The sequence below is a fragment of the Campylobacter concisus genome (assembly GCF_902460705.1).
Lineage (GTDB): Bacteria > Campylobacterota > Campylobacteria > Campylobacterales > Campylobacteraceae > Campylobacter_A > Campylobacter_A concisus_Z.
Map to the genome: position 1 here is coordinate 56,511 of NZ_CABPUP010000006.1, position 17,376 is coordinate 73,886.

The window sequence follows — 17,376 nt, forward strand, 5'->3', positions numbered from 1 at the left end:
AAACTGTTTTTAAAGTATTGTTGGAAGTAATAGATGTCCATATATGGTATTTTGCTTTGAATTTTAGTCTAGCTTTCATCAATCTAGTAATATTAAAGCTTATGTTTAATATAATCTCACTCAAAAGGAGAGATTATGAAAATTTTAAATGTTTTTTTTACGGGTATTATATTTGTCCTTGCTCCTATTTTTACGCTATTTGTTGGAATTTACAACAACTACTTTTCTTACTATGGCATAAGCGAGTATTTTAATGTTATTTTTGTTGATAACGTGCCTTTTTTATGGCTTTTGCCCGTATTTTTTATATTTGGGTATTGCTTTTTCTACGCGCCTTTTAGAAAAATTTTTAGAGCCTTTTATTTAGTTTTGTTGATAGTTTGTGCTTTTAGTTGGTATCCTGACTTTGGACGCACTTTAGGAGAGAATTATTTTATGAGCAAATCGCTATCTTTAGATATCTCATCAAATTTAGAAAATGAGCAAAAGACTGATGGAAAGATACTTTATGATGGACGAAGAGAAATTTATTTTTTAAGAAGCGATAATAATAAAGTCGTTAAAATTTCAAAGTAAAGTTTTACCTTTATTTAGTTAAAATGGCATAAAAATTTAAAGGTTTAAAATGCGTTTAAAACTCCCACACGTTCCGTATATTTCACATAAAATAGCAATAGATCTTCTAAATTGTGGTTTCGTAAGACTAAATAAAGGCATTGAGCCAATCGTAGCAAAAACAAGTGAAATTTTAACAGTCGATATTCAAAAAGAAAGAGCTTTAGATGAGCGAGTAAATGAGCTTTTGGAGAAAAATGAAGACGAGATGCAAACTATGCAAATTGACCGCAAAAATATGTTTTGGCTAGTTAAAAAGAAGCTCGCAGGTGAATTTGATGTAATCTTAACCCACGAAGATAGATTTAGCAATATCGCTCATAAAGTGCTTGAAACTATTTGGAAGAGCGGTCTTGTTGACTATCATGTATCTGAAAATCGCGTAAAAAATGTGATTTATAACTCAATAGACGAGTACTTAAAAAGCTATGAGAAGATAGAAGATGATGTTTATGAAATGATACAAAATTATAAACATAAGCTAACCCCAGGAACTGATGAATATGATCTTGTCTTTGAGCGTTTGTATCAAGATGAGCTTAAAAAAAGAGGCATGCTTTAATGAAAGCTTACATTTATATTGAAAATGGTGTTTTTTTAGAAGCAAAAGCTTTTGGTGCTCACGGCGAGTGCGCAGGTGAGCTCGTTTTTAATACCTCGATGACTGGCTATGAAGAGATCATGAGTGATCCAAGCTATGCTGGTCAGTTTATCGTCTTTACGATGCCAGAAATAGGCATAGTAGGTATAAATGAAGACGACATGGAGAGTCTTAGAATTCATGCAAGTGGCGTTATAATGAGAAGCTACAATGAAATTCCATCAAACTACCGCTCACAAAAATCTTTGGGAAAATTTTTCGAAGAGCAAGGTAAATTTGGCGTTTATGACATTGATACTAGATACCTTACAAAGATGCTACGTGACGAAGGTGCCTTGATGGCTTATATCTCAACGCAGATAAGTGATAAAGACGAGCTAAAACGCAGGCTTGAAAGTAGCGGGCGTATCGAAAATATAAACTACGTAAAAACAGTTAGTGCGATGGATGAATATGAGCACAAAAAAGGCGCTTGGGATAGAAATTTAAAGTCATATAAGCCGCTAAAAAGTATCGGTAAAAAGATAGCTGTTTTTGACTTCGGTGTAAAGAGAAATATCCTAAACGAGCTATGCGAAACCGGCCTTGAGGTTATCGTCGTGCCACACGACACTAAGGCTGAAATTTTGATAGAAAAATTTAAAAATGGTGAGATAAATGGGGTGTTCTTGTCAAATGGTCCTGGTGAGCCAAAAAATTTAAAGGCTGAAATAGGCGAGATCAAAAAGATGATTGAGGCTAGGATACCTATATTTGGCATCTGTCTTGGACATCAGCTACTATCAAACGCCTTTGGATACGAGACATATAAGCTTAAATTTGGTCAGCATGGAGCAAATCATCCGGTTTTAAATTTAGAAACTAAAGCGATCGAGATAACAACACAAAATCACAACTACAACGTACCTGAGAGTATCGCAGAAGTAGCGGTTGTGACTCATAGAAATTTATTTGACAACACGATCGAGGGTGTGAGATATAAAGACTATCCGATCTTTTCAGTTCAGCACCACCCAGAAGCAAGTGGCGGTCCAAGCGAGAGTAAATATATATTTAAGCAGTTTTTAGAAATTTTATAAGATGCAAAACTTAAACCTTTACATGATTATCTCAGTTGCATTTTTAAGTAGCTTTAGTCATTGTGTAGGTATGTGCAGCGGATTTTTGAGCTTACAGACTCTATTTTTTAAAGGCAAAAGCAAGAGAGAAATTTTAATGCTAAACACACTTTATAGTCTAGCTAGAATTTTTGCTTATGTAGTTTTAGGAGCTTTGTTTGGCGTCTTTGGAGCTGTTATTAGCTTTAGCATGCAAGCAAGAGGTCTTATATTTTTCATAGTTGGCTTAGTGATCGCGTTTATCGGTATTGCCTTGCTTTTTAGGGGTGAGCTTTTAAAATTTGTAGAGAATCAAAAGGCGCTTAATTTTGTAGTAAGAATTGCAAAAACAAGGATTCAAAAGAAAAATTTAGCAAATTTTTTATTACTTGGTTTTTTAAATGGCTTTTTGCCTTGTGGTGTGGTTTATTATTTTTTGGCACTTGGGATTTTAAGTGCAAATTTTATTGATTCGGCTTTTATAATGCTTGTATTTGGTCTTTGTACATTGCCAGCTATGCTTTTAGCTAGCTTTGTATTTGGAGTTTTAAATGAAAAATTTAAAGACATAATGTTTAAGATTTCGGCTAGCATAATGATAATAAATGGAATTTATCTATCGTTTTTAGGATATAGAGCAAATGCCTAAAATAGTAAAGTAAGAAAGATAATTGTTAATTGCGTCAAAATTTATGATGTTTGATAAATATAACCAAAAAAGGAAGAGTAAATGAGCAAGATTCTTAATAATCTAACTGTTCTTATCGTTGAGAATGAGGGAGATGGTAAAAAAATAGTACAAGAAGTTATGCGAGATAAATTCGAAAAAGTTATCACTGCTCAAAATGGCGATGAAGGACTTAAGAAATTTAAAAAATATAATCCAAATATGGTTATAACAGATGTTTTTATGCCTATAATGAATGGTCTTGATATGGCTAAATGCATTAAAGAAATTTCAAAAGATACACCTATTATAGTTTTTAGCACAAATAGTGAAAAAGAAACACTTCTAAAAGCAATAGATGTTGGTATTGATAAATACGTTTTAAAGCCGATTGATCTTGATGATTTTTTGGTTACTTTAGAAAATGTTGCTAAAAATAAGATAGAAACAGCAAATATTATTCAGGTTACAAATGGATATAGTTTTAATAAAATAAAACGTGTGCTTATCAGAGATGGTGTTGAAATTTCTCTTACAAAAAAAGAGCTTGCATTTATATCTTTACTCATAAAAAGACTTGGTACGCTTGTGCTTCATGATGAAATAAAAAATGTTGTTTGGGTTGGCGAGAGCGTGACAGAGGCTGCTATTAGGACCTTTGTTAAACGTGTTAGAGATAAAGTCGGTAGTAATTTTATAAAAAATGTTCCTGGACTTGGTTACAAAATAGATAGAAGACTCTCCTAGTAAAAGAGAATTTATATTAATTAAGTCTTTTTATAGTTTTTCTACTCTAAAATAACCGAAAATTAATATAAATTTAACTAGGAGGAAAATTTATGCGACCATCCCAGTTGCTACATTATGATTATAGTGTGGCAAAACTCTTTATGTTTTCCACGATATTTTTTGGTATTGTTGGCATGGCTATTGGTGTTTTGGTGGCTTTTCAGCTTGCCTGTCCTGATCTAAACTATATAGCTGGTGAGTATTCGGCATTTGGTAGATTGCGTCCTCTTCATACTAACGGTATCATTTTTGGTTTTATGCTCTCTGGTATATTTGCCACTTGGTATTACATAGGACAGCGTGTTCTAAAAGTATCAATGAGCGAATCTCCGTTTTTGATGTTCATTGGTAAGCTTCATTTTTGGCTTTATATACTTGTTATGATTCTAGCTGTTGTGACGCTTTTTATGGGCGAGAGTACATCTAAGGAGTATGCCGAGCTTGAGTGGCCACTAGATATTGCAGTAGTAGTAGTCTGGGTGCTTTGGGGCGTAAGCATATTTGGACTTATCGGTATTCGCCGTGAGAAAACACTTTACATCTCGGTTTGGTATTACATTGCTACATTTCTTGGCGTTGCTATGCTTTATCTATTTAATAACATGGAAATTCCAACAAGACTAGTTAGTGGATATGGCTCATGGCTACACTCAGTTTCGATGTATGCTGGCTCAAATGATGCCTTGGTTCAGTGGTGGTACGGTCACAACGCAGTTGCGTTTGTATTTACAGTAGCGATCATCGCCCAAATTTATTACTTCTTACCAAAAGAGAGCGGACAGCCAATATTTTCTTATAAGCTTTCGTTATTTTCATTCTGGGGTCTTATGTTTATCTATCTTTGGGCTGGCGGTCACCACCTAATATATACTGCTGTGCCTGATTGGATGCAGACTATGGGTTCGGTTTTTTCTATTGTTTTGATTTTGCCTTCTTGGGGTTCAGCTATTAATATGCTTCTTACAATGAAAGGTGAATGGACACAACTTCGTGAGAGCCCGCTTATTAAATTTATGATCCTAGCTTCAACTTTTTATATGTTTTCAACTCTTGAAGGACCAATTTTAGCAATCAAATCTGTAAATGCACTAGCTCACTATACTGACTGGGTGCCAGGACACGTACATGATGGCGCACTTGGCTGGGTTGGTTTTATGACTATGGCGGCACTTTATCATATGACGCCACGTGTCTTTAAACGTGAAATTTATTCAAAATCCTTAATGGAGGCTCAATTTTGGATACAAACAACAGGCATTGTTTTATACTTTGCTTCGATGTGGATTGCTGGTATTACGCAAGGTATGATGTGGAGAGCGACCGATAGCTATGGAAATTTACTCTACTCATTTATTGATACTGTTGTAGTACTTATACCTTATTATTACATTAGAGCTATTGGCGGACTTTTGTATTTGATTGGCTTTTTGATGTTTGCTTACAATATTTACAAATCAACTTCTGCTAAAGCTATTTTGGCAGAGCCAAAAAGTGCAACGCCTATGGGTAGTGCTAAAGCCAATGCGGAGGTGATGTAATGTTTGCTTGGTTAGAAAAAAATCCATTCTTTTTTGCTGTTTGCGTCTTTATCGTCATAGCTTACGCTGGTGTGGTAGAAATTTTACCTGACTTTGCAAATAGAGCTAGACCACTTGAGGGCACAAAACCTTATACGGTTTTAGAGCTTGCTGGAAAAAATATATATATACAAAATGGTTGCAACACCTGCCACTCACAGATGATACGTCCGTTTAAAGCAGAGACTGATAGATACGGCATGTACTCGCTAAGTGGCGAATTTGCTTATGATCGTCCTCATCTTTGGGGTTCAAAAAGAACGGGCCCAGATCTTATGCGTGTGGGTAATTATAGAACGACAGATTGGCATGAAAATCATATGTTAAACCCGGCCTCTGTTGTGCCAGGTTCGATCATGCCAGCATATCCATTTTTATTTAAGAAAAATGCTGATATAGAGACTGCTTACGCTGAAGCACTAACTGTTAAAAAGGTCTTTAACACGCCTTATGATGAGAAAGATATGCCAGCTCTTGGCACTTTTGAGCAAGCAAATGCTAACGTGAAAGAGCAGGCTGCAAGTATCGTTGAAAGTATGAAAGACGAGCAAGTAAAAAGTGCCTTTGCAAAGGGTGAAATCCGCCAGATTGTGGCACTTATCGCCTATCTAAATAGCCTAAAATAGGAGTTAGTAATGGATATTAGAGAACTTCAAGCTTATGGCTATTTTATTTTGACAGCATTTTTAGCTATCACTTTGTATGCTTATTTTTTTTATCTTTATAAAAGTGAAAAGCAAGGTAGAAGAAATTATGAGAAATATTCAAGATTAGCCCTAGATGATGAGATCGGTAGTAAAATTTTAGAGCAAAAGGCTACAAAGGAGAGCGTATGCAATGGCTAAATTTAGAAGATAATATAAATTTACTTGCGCTAATAGGCGCTATTTTAATAATCGTGCTAACTGTCGTTGTAGCTGGCAAGTATGTTGGTCAAATGAAAGTTAAAAAAGATGAAAGCGTAGAGCTTAGCGAGCACAACTGGGATGGAATAGGCGAGTATAAAAATCCAGTTCCATTTGGTTGGGCAGTAGTTTTTTTACTAACGCTTGTTTGGGCAATTTGGTATTATTTACTTGGCTATCCACTAAATTCTTACTCACAAATCGGTGAATATAATAAAGAAGTAAAAGAGGCAAACGCTAAATTTGAAAAAGAGTATGCAAGCCCAAGCAAAGAAACGCTTCATGCTATGGGAGAGAGCGTATTTTTAGTGCAATGCTCAGCATGTCATGGTATCACAGGCGATGGCATTGGTGGCAAAGCTGCAAATTTACAAATTTGGGGTAGCGAACAAGGAATAATTGATACGATACTAAATGGCTCAAAAGGGCTTGATTATCCTATGGGCGAGATGCCAGCAGGGCTAGCTGATGCTGATGGAGCAAAGGCTATCGCAGCTTATGTAGCAAAAGAGATAAGTGCTATAAAAAGTACAAAAAATGAAAATTTAGTAGCTATGGGAAAAGAGCTTTACGTAGCTTGTGCAGCTTGTCACGGAGATGATGGTAAAGGCATGGATGGCATGTCGGCTGATCTTAGTAAATATGGCTCAAGTGAGTTTATAGTGGATGTACTAAATCGTGGTAAAAACGGCAACATCGGTGTTATGCCTAAATTTAATGATGGCAGATTAAACGAGATACAACAAAAAGCAGTTGGCGAATATGTCATATCGCTATCAAAGGGCGAATAATGGAAAATAAAAATAGAAATATCTTTGCTTTAAATGGTATTAGCGGTTATTTGGTGGCAGTTTTGCTTTTGCTATCTATCCTTGGCGTACTTACTTATATTGGTATTGGCTTGCAAAAAGATGTAGCAACCAAACCTTACTCATTAAAAGATGCAAGTAGCATTGAGATGAAGAGTGTTGATAACGCTAAACACGTCATTATAAAGGAGTAGTGATGCTAGGCATAATAGAAAAAGTCATAATCTTGCTGATAGTTGTTGCAGGAGCTATTTGTGCGTGGTCAGTGCTTACATCAAACCACCTTTTTGTAGGCTAGGTGTGAGAAAATTTATACTCATTTTTATATTTTTGCTCTCACAAAGTTTGGCTTTGGGAGCAAATTTTGTAATAAATAATGATGAAATTCTAAGCCAAAAAGTAAGTGTAAAGCTAAATGAGATCGGCAGTGAGCTTTATGCAAAAAGCGGTATAAATTTAGTAGTTGGCGTATATAAAGATGGTGAGCTAGAAGCTCTTTTTAAAGAGCAAAACCTTAGCTCGCCTTATGCTTTTTTACTGCTTATAAAGGATAAAAAGAAAGTAGAAATTTTTGCCGATACTAATACTTCAAAGCTTTTTAATAAAGAACAAATTTTAAGTGTAAATCCAGAATCAGGAACGATAATTCCTATTTTGGTTTCTAAAAATGGTAAAGATGTCTATAATGCTGCTATATTAAATGGCTACGCTGATATTGCCGAACAAATCGCATCTAGCTTAAATTTTCAGCTTGAAAGTAGTGTTGGAAATTCAAACAAAACTACATTAAATTTTTTAAGATTTTTCATCTATGGCTTAGTTACATTTTTTATAATTGTTGTCTTTTATAAAAAGGTAAAAAATGGATAAAAAAACTTTTTGGCCTTATGCTATCGTGCTTAGCTTCATTGCTATCATTATCGCTTGCGCAGTAACGATCATTATAGCACTGAAACATCCAGTCGAGATGGATAGCTCCTATATGCAAAGCTACCAAAATGTCGATGAAAACATAACCTTTATCAAAGAGAGTGAAAAACGCTTTGATGAGAAATTTGATCTAAAATTTGAGTCAAATTTTAATGCCCTAAATGCTAAGTTTAAATTTCATCTAACTCCCAAAAAAGGAGAAATTTTAGCTATAAAATATGAAATTTTACTCACTCGCCCACAGACAAATAAAGAAAATAAAATTTTAAGAGCTTCATGGCAAGAAAATGATCTAGTAAGCGAAGAAACAAGTCTAAAAGAAGGTAGATGGCAGCTACTTTTAAGGCTAAGTGACACTAATGATACAAGGTATTATAAATTTGACCTTAATGTCACAAAATGATCTTAAAATCGCAGCTTTGGCATCTGGAAAAGATTTCAAAGCTGGATTTAAATTTTAACAAACTAATCTTTTTGGCTAAATCTAAAACCAAAACACTAAGTTTTTATCAAATAAAACTATAAATCAAATCTCTTTAAATCCAAAATTTAATCCCAAACGCTCGCAAGTGCCGACATATTCTTTAAATTTATAGATTAATGGATGCCATTTTTGCGTATCTATCTTTTCATCTTTTAGTAAATTTTCATCTACAAAAATGCCTGTAATCTTGCAAGTAACGATGCTAAACCACTCTTTTAACTCTATCTTTTCTACAACCGTTTCTATCTGTATCTTGCACTCTTTTATCCTGACGGTTTTTGCATTTATGCCAGGTTCTTTGTTGAGATTTGCCACCTTAAATTTGTCGTGCTCGTAGGTGTAGCCAAGATTCTTTTTTTCTTCTGGCACGTTACTATCACCAGTTAGTTTTTCCATTTTTTGCACAGCTTCTAGTAGGCTTTTATCACATAAATTTAGCGTGATATCTGAACCATTTTTGATATTTTTAAAGCCTTGATTTTCAATACCTATGCCAAGTACCACTGTATTTCCTAACGTCCAAGAAGATGAAAGCACCGTGATATCATCGTTTGCATTTTTATCTTTTGTGGTGGCTAACAAAACCGGAAAGCCGTAGTAAAAACCTTGTCTGTTTAACTCTTTATGCATTTTTGCTCCTTTTTTTGTGATTGTAGCTTTTGGCTCTTTAAGGCTTAAAATTTTAATGTATTTAGATGAAAATTTAAAGCTTTATCTAAGCGTAAAAAGCGCTCTTTTATCAGCATTTAGCTATCATTGCTTAAAAATTCAAGAGAGAAAAATGCATAACCTAAACCAACTTTTTGTCTTTACGAACTCGCGTAAGATTCGTGAATTTAATGCAAGTTTTAATGATGAGTTAATCCCAAAAAGCCTAAGCATTGCCGAGTTTTATAAAAAGATAGTTTATGTAGATGGTAGGTTTGAGATTGATAGCACCTATGCTTTAGTACTTATGAATAGAGCCTGTGCCAGTGTCAAAAAGGCAAACTCGGTTCTTAAAATTCCAACTGAGTTTTTTGAGTTTTTGAAAAATAATGACTATCTTTTTTCATTTTTTAAAGAGCTAGCTATTAGTAAAAAGAGTATTGCTGAGATCAAATTTAACGATATTTACGCTAATTTTGAGGAGCATTTAAACATACTTGAAGAGGTTTTAAAAGAGTATGAGAGCTTGCTTGATAGAGAAAATCTCTACGATGATATAACCTTGCCAAAAATTTATAACATAAATGAGACTTACATCAAAAGCTTTAGTGAAATTTCACTGCATATAGATGGAATTTTAAGCGAGTTTGAGTGGGAAATTTTAGAGAAAATCTCAAAGCTAACTACGCTAAAAATTATCTTTCAAACTAGTGTTTTCAACACAAAGCTAATCAATAGAATAAAGCAAATTTCAGCTATTAGCGAGATTGAAAATTACAAAAAATATGAGCTAAATTTAAAGACAAATGAGCTAATTTGCTTAGAAAATATCAAAAAATTTGAGCCAGTCTTAGAAAAGCGATTTGCCACTAGAAGCCTGCAATGTGCCTACGCTATGGCAAAGGCGAGCGAGTTTGTGCGTGATGGAATAAAGCCTGAAAACATCGCTGTTATATTGCCAGATGAGAGTTTTAGTGAAATTTTAAGGTTGCATGATAGAGATAAAATTTTTAACTACGCTATGGGCGAGAGCTTTAAAAATACAAAATTTTATGAGGCGCTTTTTTACATTACAAGAGCGATAAACGAAGAGGCAAGACCGGTTTTTGATCAAAGCAAGTGTGAGAGCTACGAGGAGCTTGGCTTTATCTTGAGCACGCTTAGCGTAAGTGAAGAGCTTTTTAATAAATTTAAATCAAGCTATTTTGACCTTTGCGACTTTGCTAAATTTAAAGAGCTAATAGATGAGCTTTTAATGCTTGAAAATGAGCCAAGATGCGAAGAAAAGCTTGCGCTTGAGCTTTTTAGGATTGAGAATTTATGTAGGTATTTTAGCTTTAGCTTAAAGCAGTTAAGTGAAATTTTCTTGCTAAATATATCACGCCTTAGCATCGATGATGTGGCCGGTGGAAAGATCAGTGTCATGGGCATGCTAGAGAGTCGTGGAATGAAATTTGATGGCGTAATCATAGTTGATTTTAATGATAACTTCATCCCAGCAAGAAGCACAAATGAGATGTTTTTAAACTCAAAAGTGAGGCAAAAAGCAGGGCTTATAAGCTACCTTGAGCGTGAAAATTTGCAGAGATTTTACTACGAAAGTCTTATAAATAATGCCAAAAAGGTCGCCATAAGCTGTGTTTTAAATGAAGAGAGTATTCCTTCAAGATTTTTAAAAAATTTCAAAATAATAAAAGATGAGAAATTTAGTGACGAGGCGTACTTAAAATTATTTTTAAAAGGAAGTACAAGCCTAAATTTAAGCGATGATGAGATCATTTTGGAGCATGATTTTTTCACTAAACCGCTATCATTTTCGACACTAAATTTATTTCTAACTTGCCCAAGAAAGTATTATTACGCAAAGATAGCTGGTATAAAAGGAGCAAAAGCAATAGCAACTGAGCCAGGATCTAAGCAAGGTAATAGCGTGCATAAGGCGCTTTATGAATACTACACGAGTGATTTTTATAGACAAAAAAATATATTTGATTTGGCTATTTTTAAAGAAATGCTCGCAAAGCAAGATTTTTCTTCGCTTGAGCTTGAGATTTGGTCGCAGAAATTTAAAGAATACGCAGAGTTTGAAAATGAACGTTTAAGCGCTGGCTTTAGAGTGCTTGAGTGTGAAAAAGATATAGAGAGTGATTTTTGTGATGTAAAGATAAAAGGCATTATCGATAGGATCGATGCTAGCCCTGATGGTGAGCCTTTTATACTTGATTATAAAACTGGTGATGCAAATGCGAACTCGCTTCAGCTTGCATTTTATGAAGCACTTTATGGTAGCGAGGTAAAAAGTGCTTACTTTGCTCTAAAGAATGAACCTATGCTTATCAGCTCAAAAAAAAGCGTGGATGATCTAAAGGCCGAGATAGAAAATCTAAAGAGTATAAATAACACTAAGATAAATTTTGAAAGAAAGAGCGGAGCTTGTAAATTTTGCGAGTATGCCATACTTTGTAGGAGAGAGTTATGAAAGATTTTTTAGCCCTAAAAGCAAGTGCTGGAAGCGGGAAAACATTCGCTTTAAGCGTTCGTTATATCGCTTTGGTGCTTAGAGGCGAAAATATAAACGAGATCATCGCTCTAACCTTCACCAAAAAAGCGGCCAATGAGATGAAAGAGCGTATAATCACAACTTTTTTGGACTTGCAAAACAAAAAAGACGAGCTTGATAAGCTTTGCAAAGAGCTTAGTTTGAGCCAAGATGAGGTCATAAAAAGACGCGATGAGAAGCTTGATAGGTTTTTGCAAAGTGAGCTAAAAATTTATACATTTGATGCATTTTTCTCTGGAATCCTAAAAAAATTTAGTCAAAATTTAGGACTTAGTCCTGATTACAGCGTGCAAGATAGTCTGCAAGATCTAGCGTGGAAAAAATTTGTAAAAGAGGCAAGTAAAGATCAAAAGCTTCTTAGTGAGCTTGCACTCATGATGATAATCTCAAGCCAAAAAGAGGCGAGCTTTTCGCAGACTTTAGCTAAATTTTATGAGAGCTTTGGTGGTGAGCTAAAAGATAGTGGTGCAAGCTATCCAGATGATAGCAAAGTAAGAGCAGCGCAAAAGGAGATAAATGAGCATATAGCCTTGCAAAATGGTGCTAGCGATACGGCCAAAAAGACATTTAAAGAACAAAATTTATTTGAGCTTTTTAAAAATAAGGTCTTTGAAAGAGAGAGCCTAGATTACCGCACTTTTAGCAAAATTTATACAAGTGAGCTTGATAGGCTCTTTAACGAGCTAAAAGAGGCGGCAAAAGAGTATATTTTGGAGGTTGAAAGATACAGACTTAGCGGTTTTAGTAAGCTCTTAAATGTTTATAAACATTCAAATTTAGAGCTAAATAAAGAGATAAATTCTCTAAGCTTTGCTGATATAAATAAGCTGGTCTTTAAGCTTTTGGTTGAAAATTTTGATAAAGATGTGCTTTATTTTAGGCTTGATGGCCGCATAAATCACCTTTTGATAGACGAGTTTCAAGATACAAATGTGATCCAATATGAGATCATCTTGCCAATTATCAATGAAATCGTTTCAGGATACGGACAAAACGGGCTTGGAAGCTTTTTTTACGTTGGAGATACGAAGCAGAGTATCTATAAATTTAGGGGCGGTAAAAAAGAGCTTTTTGATAAGCTTGGAGAGAAATTTGAGCAAATTTTGGTGGAAAATTTACCTAGCAACTACCGCAGTTTAAAGGCTTTGGTGAAATTTAATAATGCTGTTTTTGAAGAAATTTATCATAGATATGGGCTTAGCTTTGAGCCGCAAAAACCAGCTAAAAAAGATAAGGAACTAAGCTACAAAGTAAGTGGCGAGTGTCCTTACTTTGAGGCCAATGAAGATGACTACGGCTACTTACGTGTGCTAAGTGACGATGATATCGCGGGTGCAGCAGTTTCACAAGTAAAAGAGCTACTTGCAGCTGGCGTAAATGCAAGTGAGATAACTGTGCTTTGCTGGAAAAATAGTGACATCAGCCTCATCTCAGAGGTGCTTAGCGTTGAGGGGATAAAAAGCGTAAATGAAGGCACCTTGGAGCTAAAGCGAACGCCGTTTGTTGCAGCGATCATCGAGTATGCGAAATTTTGTCTTTTTGGTGAAGAAATTTATGAAAAAAATGTAAAAGCACTTGTAAATACAAATCCTAAAAGGCTAAAAATAAAAGCCGAAGATAGTGCGACAAAAAGCCTATTTTATCTAGCTAAAAATTTATATATAAATATGGCTGATGTTGATATTTTAAGGCTTTTTGAGCTAAGTAGTGGCTACAAAAATTTAAGTGATTTTATCTTTAATCTTGAAAATTTCAGCTCTAAAATCAGCCCTAAAAATGCTGATGGCGTAAAGATAATGACTGTTCATAAGTCAAAAGGGCTAGAGTTTTCTCACGTGATAGTTTGTGATATGATGAGCAAGGGTAGGGGTGATGACTCAAACTTTATAACCGAATATAGCGAAAAAGGCGAGTGGATAGTAAAAAGTAGAATTTCTGGTAGAGAAAATTTTGACCCTGAGTATGCTGGCGTGTTAGAGCAAATGAAGGAGCTTGAGAAGCAAGAAAATATCAATAAAATTTACGTCGCTTTCACTAGGGCTACAAAGTCACTTATCATCATTAAACAAGCTGCTCCAAGCGGAAATAGTCCTAGCTTTTTTTCTTTTTATACTAGAAGTGATAAAAGCGAAGTAAACGACTATCTTGATCTAAAAGAGTTTAGCTTTGGCAAAATTTTGCCTAGCAAGAGCGAGCAAAAAGAGGCTACAAAAGATGAAAAAATGCCTGAAATTTTAAAGATAGAAAGGCAAGATGTAGAGGCAAGAGAGCAAAAAACGAGCGGTAAAAATTTAGAGGCAATCTATTTTGGTTTAGCGTTTCACTATTTACTCGAGATGAGTGAGAAATTTGATGAAAAATTGCTTTTAAAAGCTAAGAGTTTAATGCTAAATAAATTTTATAAATTTCTCTCACCTGATAGACTTGAAGATGCCTTTAAACGGGCAAAAATGCTAATAAATGAGCCAAAATTTCTAGAGCGTATAAAAGATAAAGAAATTTACAAAGAGCAGCCATTTAAAGTAAAAAATGAACTAAAACAGATGGACTTATTTTGTATTGGAGAGAGCGAAATTTGCGTGATTGACTATAAAACGACCGATAAAAATATCGAGGAAAATAAAAAACAAGTTGGAGAATACAAAGAGGCGTTAAGTAAATTTTATCCAAAGCATAGCATAATCGCCGTCATCTTCTACGCTCTTGATGGAAAAATTTCATATATTGAAGTTTAAATGCTACTTAATTTAAGCTTTATAAAAGCATTGTTTAAATACAATCACAACTCAAAAATTAACTTGGCAAAGGTAAGAAAATGACAAAAATAACAAAGCCAAACGAAGTTAAACGAGACTGGATCGTTGTTGATGCAGCTGGTAAACGTTTTGGTAGATTGCTAACTGAGGTAGCAACTATACTTCGTGGCAAAAACAAACCATGCTTCACGCCAAACGTAGATTGTGGCGACTATGTTATCATCATAAATGCTTCAAAAGTAGAATTTACTGGTAATAACAAAGCTGAAGATAAACTTTATCACAGACACTCAGGATACTTTGGTAGCGTAAAGAGTGAAAAATTTGGCGATTTGATAGCAAATAAGCCAGAAAAACTATTTAAATTAGCTGTTCGTGGAATGCTTCCAAAAACTAAACTTGGAAGAGAGATGATAAAAAAACTAAAAGTTTATGCTGGCAGTGAGCATCCTCATACGGCACAAGTAGCTAAAAAAGAAGGAAAATAATTATGGCAAAAGTTTATGCAACTGGTAAAAGAAAAACTGCCGTAGCAAAGGTTTGGATAAAATCTGGAAGCGGTAAAATCGTAGTAAATGGTATGGATCTTAACACTTGGCTTGGCGGACATGAAGCTATAAAGCTTAAAGTAATTCAACCACTTTTAGTTACTAAACAAGAGAGCTTAATAGATGTAGTAGCCACAACTTTAGGTGGCGGTTATTCAGCACAAGCAGAGGCTTTAAGACACGGCATTTCACGTGCTTTAGCTGATATGGATGCTGATTTTAGAGCAGCGCTTAAACCAAAAGGCTTGCTAACTAGAGATTCTCGTGTTGTTGAACGTAAGAAATTTGGTAGAAGAAAGGCAAGAAGAAGCCCACAATTCTCTAAACGTTAATGATTTTTTGCAAGTGCTTTTGCATTTGCAAAATTTAAGTTGTGTAAATTTCAAATTTACATTGTTAATTAAATTATAATTTAGAGTCGGTTAAATTTTATTCAGTTAAAATGTAACCACCTTAAAATAAATCCTAAGAAAGGAATTCTAAATATGAAAAAGATTGCTTTAGCTTTGGTTGCCGCAACAGCGGTTTTTGCGTCTAACGCAGCATATAATTATGAAGTTACTCCAACTATTGGTGGTGTTCACCCAGAGGGAAATTTACGTGTAAAAGACCATAACTTCGTTGGTGTTAGAGCTGCTAGAAATCTTGAAGATTTCTTCTTTGATCAAGTAGAGCTTGGTGTTGATTACACTCAAAAAGCAAAAGAAAAAACAGGTAGCTTAACAAGAGAAGGAAGAGTTCTTAGATATCATGCAAATCTTGTAAAAGATATAGTTGATTTTGGACCAGTTAGTCTATATGGCTTAGTTGGTGCTGGTTATGAAGATGTTCCAGCTATTTTTATTAAAAATGAAGATGGCGGTTTTGGCCAATATGGTTTTGGCTTAAGATATCAAGTAACTGATAGATTTGCTCTTAAAGCAGAAGCAAGAGACGCTATCAAATTTGAACATGCTGATCATAACCTATTCTATTCACTAGGCTTTGGTATCGGTCTTGACTCAAAAGCAGCTCCAGTTGTGGCAGCAGCTCCAGTTGTGGCAGCAGCTCCAGCAGCAACTCCAGTTCTTGATGATGATAATGATGGCGTGCCAAATGATATCGATCAATGCCCTAACACTCCAGCTGGCGTGGTTGTTGATGAAAGAGGATGCGAGAAAGTTATCGTTCTTAGAGATCTAGATGTTAACTTTGCATTTGATAGCTATAAAGTTGGACCAAAATATGCAGCTGAGATCAAAAAAGTAGCTGACTTTATGGGCGAACACCCAGATTATAAAGTTGTACTTGCTGGTCACACTGATAGCGTAGGTGCAGAAGCTTATAACCAAAAACTATCTGAAAAAAGAGCAAAAGCAGTAGCTGATGTTCTTGCTGGCTATGGCGTAAGTGAGGATAAAATTTCAACAGTTGGTTACGGTGAGCTTAAACCAATTGCTACAAATAAAACTAAAGAAGGTCGCGCTCAAAATAGACGCGTTGAAGCTACTTTCAATAAATAATCTTATTATTTAAGGTTACTTCTTTTAGGGGCTTAGCTTCGGCTAGGCCCTTTTTTATTTCTACGGAGAAAATAATGAAAAAAACCATACTTTTTGATTTGGACGGTACGCTTATTGATTCTACTTCTGCTATTTTAAAAGGATTTGATAGAGCTTTCTTATCCCATGGTAAAAAAGAGCCAGACCATAATACATTAAAGTCTTTGGTTGGTCATCCGCTTGAAATAATGTTTGAAAGACTTGGTGCAAGCAAAAATTTAATTGATAGCTATATAAAAGAGTATAAAGCTTGCTACGGAAAAATTTATCTTGATGAGACGGTACTTTTAGATTATGCAAATGAAGCATTGAAGGAGGCAAGTAGCTTTGCTGACGTGGGTATAGTTACTACTAAAACTTCAAAATTTTCTATTATCTTGCTTGAGCATTTAGGGGTTATGAAATATATAAAAACTGTTATTGGAAGAGACGATGTTGCTAATCCAAAACCAAATCCAGAGCCTATAAATTTGGCTTTAACTAGACTTAATAAAAATAAAAATAATGCATTTATGATAGGTGATACCATTATGGATCTAATGGCTGCACAAGCTGCTTTTGTTACAGGCGTAGGTCTAACTTGTGGATATGGTCAAAAGAGTGATTTGGAGAAATTTAGTAAATATATTTTCTCAAACCCATTTGAAGCTGTTAGCTTTATAAAAGAGGTTTAATAATCTAGTATCCCCAAGTTACTTATACTTTAAATTAAATTCAATCTAATGTTTAGTTTGCTTGGCTATAAAATTTATTCCAAAAATTCGTTGCCTTTGTTTGGCATAAAATCTTTTTAAAGTATTTATTATGAATTTTTAATATCTAAATTACTCTGAATAAATTTGCTTTAAA

19 protein-coding genes are annotated in these 17,376 nt (G+C 34.7%); 18 read left to right on the plus strand and 1 reads right to left on the minus strand.

Annotation, left to right across the window (positions count from 1 at the left end; genetic code table 11):
- Positions 1-135 precede the first annotated feature (135 nt).
- From F3G75_RS08635 to F3G75_RS08690, 12 genes are all read left to right on the plus strand, one after another.
- Positions 136-576 carry an isoleucyl-tRNA synthetase gene (locus tag F3G75_RS08635; RefSeq protein ID WP_107785515.1) on the plus strand — a complete coding sequence of 147 codons (441 nt, stop codon included), beginning with the start codon at positions 136-138 and terminating at the stop codon, positions 574-576.
- Between the two features lie 49 nt (positions 577-625).
- Complete coding sequence (locus F3G75_RS08640) at positions 626-1,177, plus strand: DUF507 family protein (protein WP_149717262.1); 552 nt, start codon at positions 626-628, stop codon at positions 1,175-1,177.
- Positions 1,177-2,295, plus strand: a complete 1,119-nt coding sequence (gene carA, locus F3G75_RS08645) for a glutamine-hydrolyzing carbamoyl-phosphate synthase small subunit (protein WP_149710552.1) — start codon at positions 1,177-1,179, stop codon at positions 2,293-2,295. Before F3G75_RS08640 ends, carA begins: the two co-directional genes overlap by 1 nt.
- 1 nt (position 2,296) lies before the next feature.
- On the plus strand, positions 2,297-2,962 hold the full coding sequence (locus tag F3G75_RS08650) for a sulfite exporter TauE/SafE family protein (RefSeq protein WP_223154359.1): 666 nt from the start codon (positions 2,297-2,299) through the stop codon (positions 2,960-2,962).
- An 81-nt stretch (positions 2,963-3,043) separates the two neighbouring features.
- The gene (locus F3G75_RS08655) at positions 3,044-3,727 is read left to right on the plus strand and encodes a response regulator transcription factor (protein ID WP_084041627.1); all 684 of its coding nucleotides are present in this window, start codon (positions 3,044-3,046) and stop codon (positions 3,725-3,727) included.
- Between the two features lie 92 nt (positions 3,728-3,819).
- Complete coding sequence (gene ccoN, locus F3G75_RS08660; protein WP_084041628.1) at positions 3,820-5,307, plus strand: cytochrome-c oxidase, cbb3-type subunit I; 1,488 nt, start codon at positions 3,820-3,822, stop codon at positions 5,305-5,307.
- A complete protein-coding gene (gene ccoO, locus F3G75_RS08665; RefSeq protein WP_084041629.1) occupies positions 5,307-5,972 on the plus strand; it encodes a cytochrome-c oxidase, cbb3-type subunit II in 666 nt (221 codons plus the stop codon). The genes ccoN and ccoO overlap by 1 nt, the downstream gene beginning before the upstream one ends.
- A gap of 9 nt (positions 5,973-5,981) precedes the next feature.
- Positions 5,982-6,191: a cytochrome c oxidase, cbb3-type, CcoQ subunit gene (locus F3G75_RS08670; protein WP_149717263.1), complete on the plus strand. Its 210-nt coding sequence runs from the start codon at positions 5,982-5,984 to the stop codon at positions 6,189-6,191.
- A complete protein-coding gene (locus F3G75_RS08675; RefSeq protein ID WP_149717264.1) occupies positions 6,179-7,042 on the plus strand; it encodes a cbb3-type cytochrome c oxidase N-terminal domain-containing protein in 864 nt (287 codons plus the stop codon). The genes F3G75_RS08670 and F3G75_RS08675 overlap by 13 nt, the downstream gene beginning before the upstream one ends.
- Positions 7,042-7,254 carry a DUF4006 family protein gene (locus F3G75_RS08680; RefSeq protein WP_021090794.1) on the plus strand — a complete coding sequence of 71 codons (213 nt, stop codon included), beginning with the start codon at positions 7,042-7,044 and terminating at the stop codon, positions 7,252-7,254. Before F3G75_RS08675 ends, F3G75_RS08680 begins: the two co-directional genes overlap by 1 nt.
- A 106-nt stretch (positions 7,255-7,360) precedes the next feature.
- Positions 7,361-7,930, plus strand: a complete 570-nt coding sequence (locus F3G75_RS08685) for a hypothetical protein (RefSeq protein WP_149717265.1) — start codon at positions 7,361-7,363, stop codon at positions 7,928-7,930.
- On the plus strand, positions 7,923-8,393 hold the full coding sequence (locus tag F3G75_RS08690; protein WP_149717266.1) for a FixH family protein: 471 nt from the start codon (positions 7,923-7,925) through the stop codon (positions 8,391-8,393). The genes F3G75_RS08685 and F3G75_RS08690 overlap by 8 nt, the downstream gene beginning before the upstream one ends.
- Before the next feature lie 123 nt (positions 8,394-8,516).
- Here F3G75_RS08690 and F3G75_RS08695 read toward each other — a convergent pair whose 3' ends face one another.
- Complete coding sequence (locus F3G75_RS08695; protein ID WP_149717267.1) at positions 8,517-9,104, minus strand: flavin reductase; 588 nt, start codon at positions 9,102-9,104, stop codon at positions 8,517-8,519.
- Between the two features lie 55 nt (positions 9,105-9,159).
- Between F3G75_RS08695 and F3G75_RS08700 the strand changes: the two genes are divergently transcribed.
- The 6 genes from F3G75_RS08700 (at position 9,160) to F3G75_RS08725 (ending at position 17,201) form a co-directional block, all read left to right on the plus strand.
- Entirely contained in the window at positions 9,160-11,601 is a 2,442-nt protein-coding gene (locus tag F3G75_RS08700; RefSeq protein ID WP_223154361.1) for a PD-(D/E)XK nuclease family protein, read from the plus strand.
- A complete protein-coding gene (locus F3G75_RS08705) occupies positions 11,598-14,417 on the plus strand; it encodes a RecB-like helicase (protein WP_149717268.1) in 2,820 nt (939 codons plus the stop codon). Before F3G75_RS08700 ends, F3G75_RS08705 begins: the two co-directional genes overlap by 4 nt.
- 80 nt (positions 14,418-14,497) lie before the next feature.
- A complete protein-coding gene (rplM, locus tag F3G75_RS08710; protein ID WP_149717269.1) occupies positions 14,498-14,926 on the plus strand; it encodes a 50S ribosomal protein L13 in 429 nt (142 codons plus the stop codon).
- Between the two features lie 2 nt (positions 14,927-14,928).
- Positions 14,929-15,318 carry a 30S ribosomal protein S9 gene (gene rpsI / locus F3G75_RS08715; RefSeq protein WP_002939337.1) on the plus strand — a complete coding sequence of 130 codons (390 nt, stop codon included), beginning with the start codon at positions 14,929-14,931 and terminating at the stop codon, positions 15,316-15,318.
- A gap of 153 nt (positions 15,319-15,471) precedes the next feature.
- Positions 15,472-16,488 (plus strand): OmpA family protein, encoded by a 1,017-nt coding sequence (locus tag F3G75_RS08720; RefSeq protein ID WP_149717270.1) that lies wholly within the window; start codon positions 15,472-15,474, stop codon positions 16,486-16,488.
- A gap of 74 nt (positions 16,489-16,562) precedes the next feature.
- Complete coding sequence (locus F3G75_RS08725) at positions 16,563-17,201, plus strand: HAD family hydrolase (RefSeq protein WP_149717271.1); 639 nt, start codon at positions 16,563-16,565, stop codon at positions 17,199-17,201.
- The last annotated feature ends 175 nt before the right edge of the window (positions 17,202-17,376 follow it).

Excerpts from the sequence above, each read along its gene's own strand:
- F3G75_RS08635 (WP_107785515.1), top strand. The coding sequence starts at position 136 with ATGAAAATTTTAAATGTTTTTTTTACGGGTATTATATTTGTCCTTGCT.
- F3G75_RS08640 (WP_149717262.1), top strand. The coding sequence starts at position 626 with ATGCGTTTAAAACTCCCACACGTTCCGTATATTTCACATAAAATAGCA.
- carA (WP_149710552.1), top strand. The coding sequence starts at position 1,177 with ATGAAAGCTTACATTTATATTGAAAATGGTGTTTTTTTAGAAGCAAAA.
- F3G75_RS08650 (WP_223154359.1), top strand. The coding sequence starts at position 2,297 with ATGCAAAACTTAAACCTTTACATGATTATCTCAGTTGCATTTTTAAGT.
- F3G75_RS08655 (WP_084041627.1), top strand. The coding sequence starts at position 3,044 with ATGAGCAAGATTCTTAATAATCTAACTGTTCTTATCGTTGAGAATGAG.
- ccoN (WP_084041628.1), top strand. The coding sequence starts at position 3,820 with ATGCGACCATCCCAGTTGCTACATTATGATTATAGTGTGGCAAAACTC.
- ccoO (WP_084041629.1), top strand. The coding sequence starts at position 5,307 with ATGTTTGCTTGGTTAGAAAAAAATCCATTCTTTTTTGCTGTTTGCGTC.
- F3G75_RS08670 (WP_149717263.1), top strand. The coding sequence starts at position 5,982 with ATGGATATTAGAGAACTTCAAGCTTATGGCTATTTTATTTTGACAGCA.
- F3G75_RS08675 (WP_149717264.1), top strand. The coding sequence starts at position 6,179 with ATGCAATGGCTAAATTTAGAAGATAATATAAATTTACTTGCGCTAATA.
- F3G75_RS08680 (WP_021090794.1), top strand. The coding sequence starts at position 7,042 with ATGGAAAATAAAAATAGAAATATCTTTGCTTTAAATGGTATTAGCGGT.
- F3G75_RS08690 (WP_149717266.1), top strand. The coding sequence starts at position 7,923 with ATGGATAAAAAAACTTTTTGGCCTTATGCTATCGTGCTTAGCTTCATT.
- F3G75_RS08695 (WP_149717267.1), bottom strand. The coding sequence starts at position 9,104 with ATGCATAAAGAGTTAAACAGACAAGGTTTTTACTACGGCTTTCCGGTT.
- F3G75_RS08700 (WP_223154361.1), top strand. The coding sequence starts at position 9,160 with ATGTATTTAGATGAAAATTTAAAGCTTTATCTAAGCGTAAAAAGCGCT.
- F3G75_RS08705 (WP_149717268.1), top strand. The coding sequence starts at position 11,598 with ATGAAAGATTTTTTAGCCCTAAAAGCAAGTGCTGGAAGCGGGAAAACA.
- rplM (WP_149717269.1), top strand. The coding sequence starts at position 14,498 with ATGACAAAAATAACAAAGCCAAACGAAGTTAAACGAGACTGGATCGTT.
- rpsI (WP_002939337.1), top strand. The coding sequence starts at position 14,929 with ATGGCAAAAGTTTATGCAACTGGTAAAAGAAAAACTGCCGTAGCAAAG.
- F3G75_RS08720 (WP_149717270.1), top strand. The coding sequence starts at position 15,472 with ATGAAAAAGATTGCTTTAGCTTTGGTTGCCGCAACAGCGGTTTTTGCG.
- F3G75_RS08725 (WP_149717271.1), top strand. The coding sequence starts at position 16,563 with ATGAAAAAAACCATACTTTTTGATTTGGACGGTACGCTTATTGATTCT.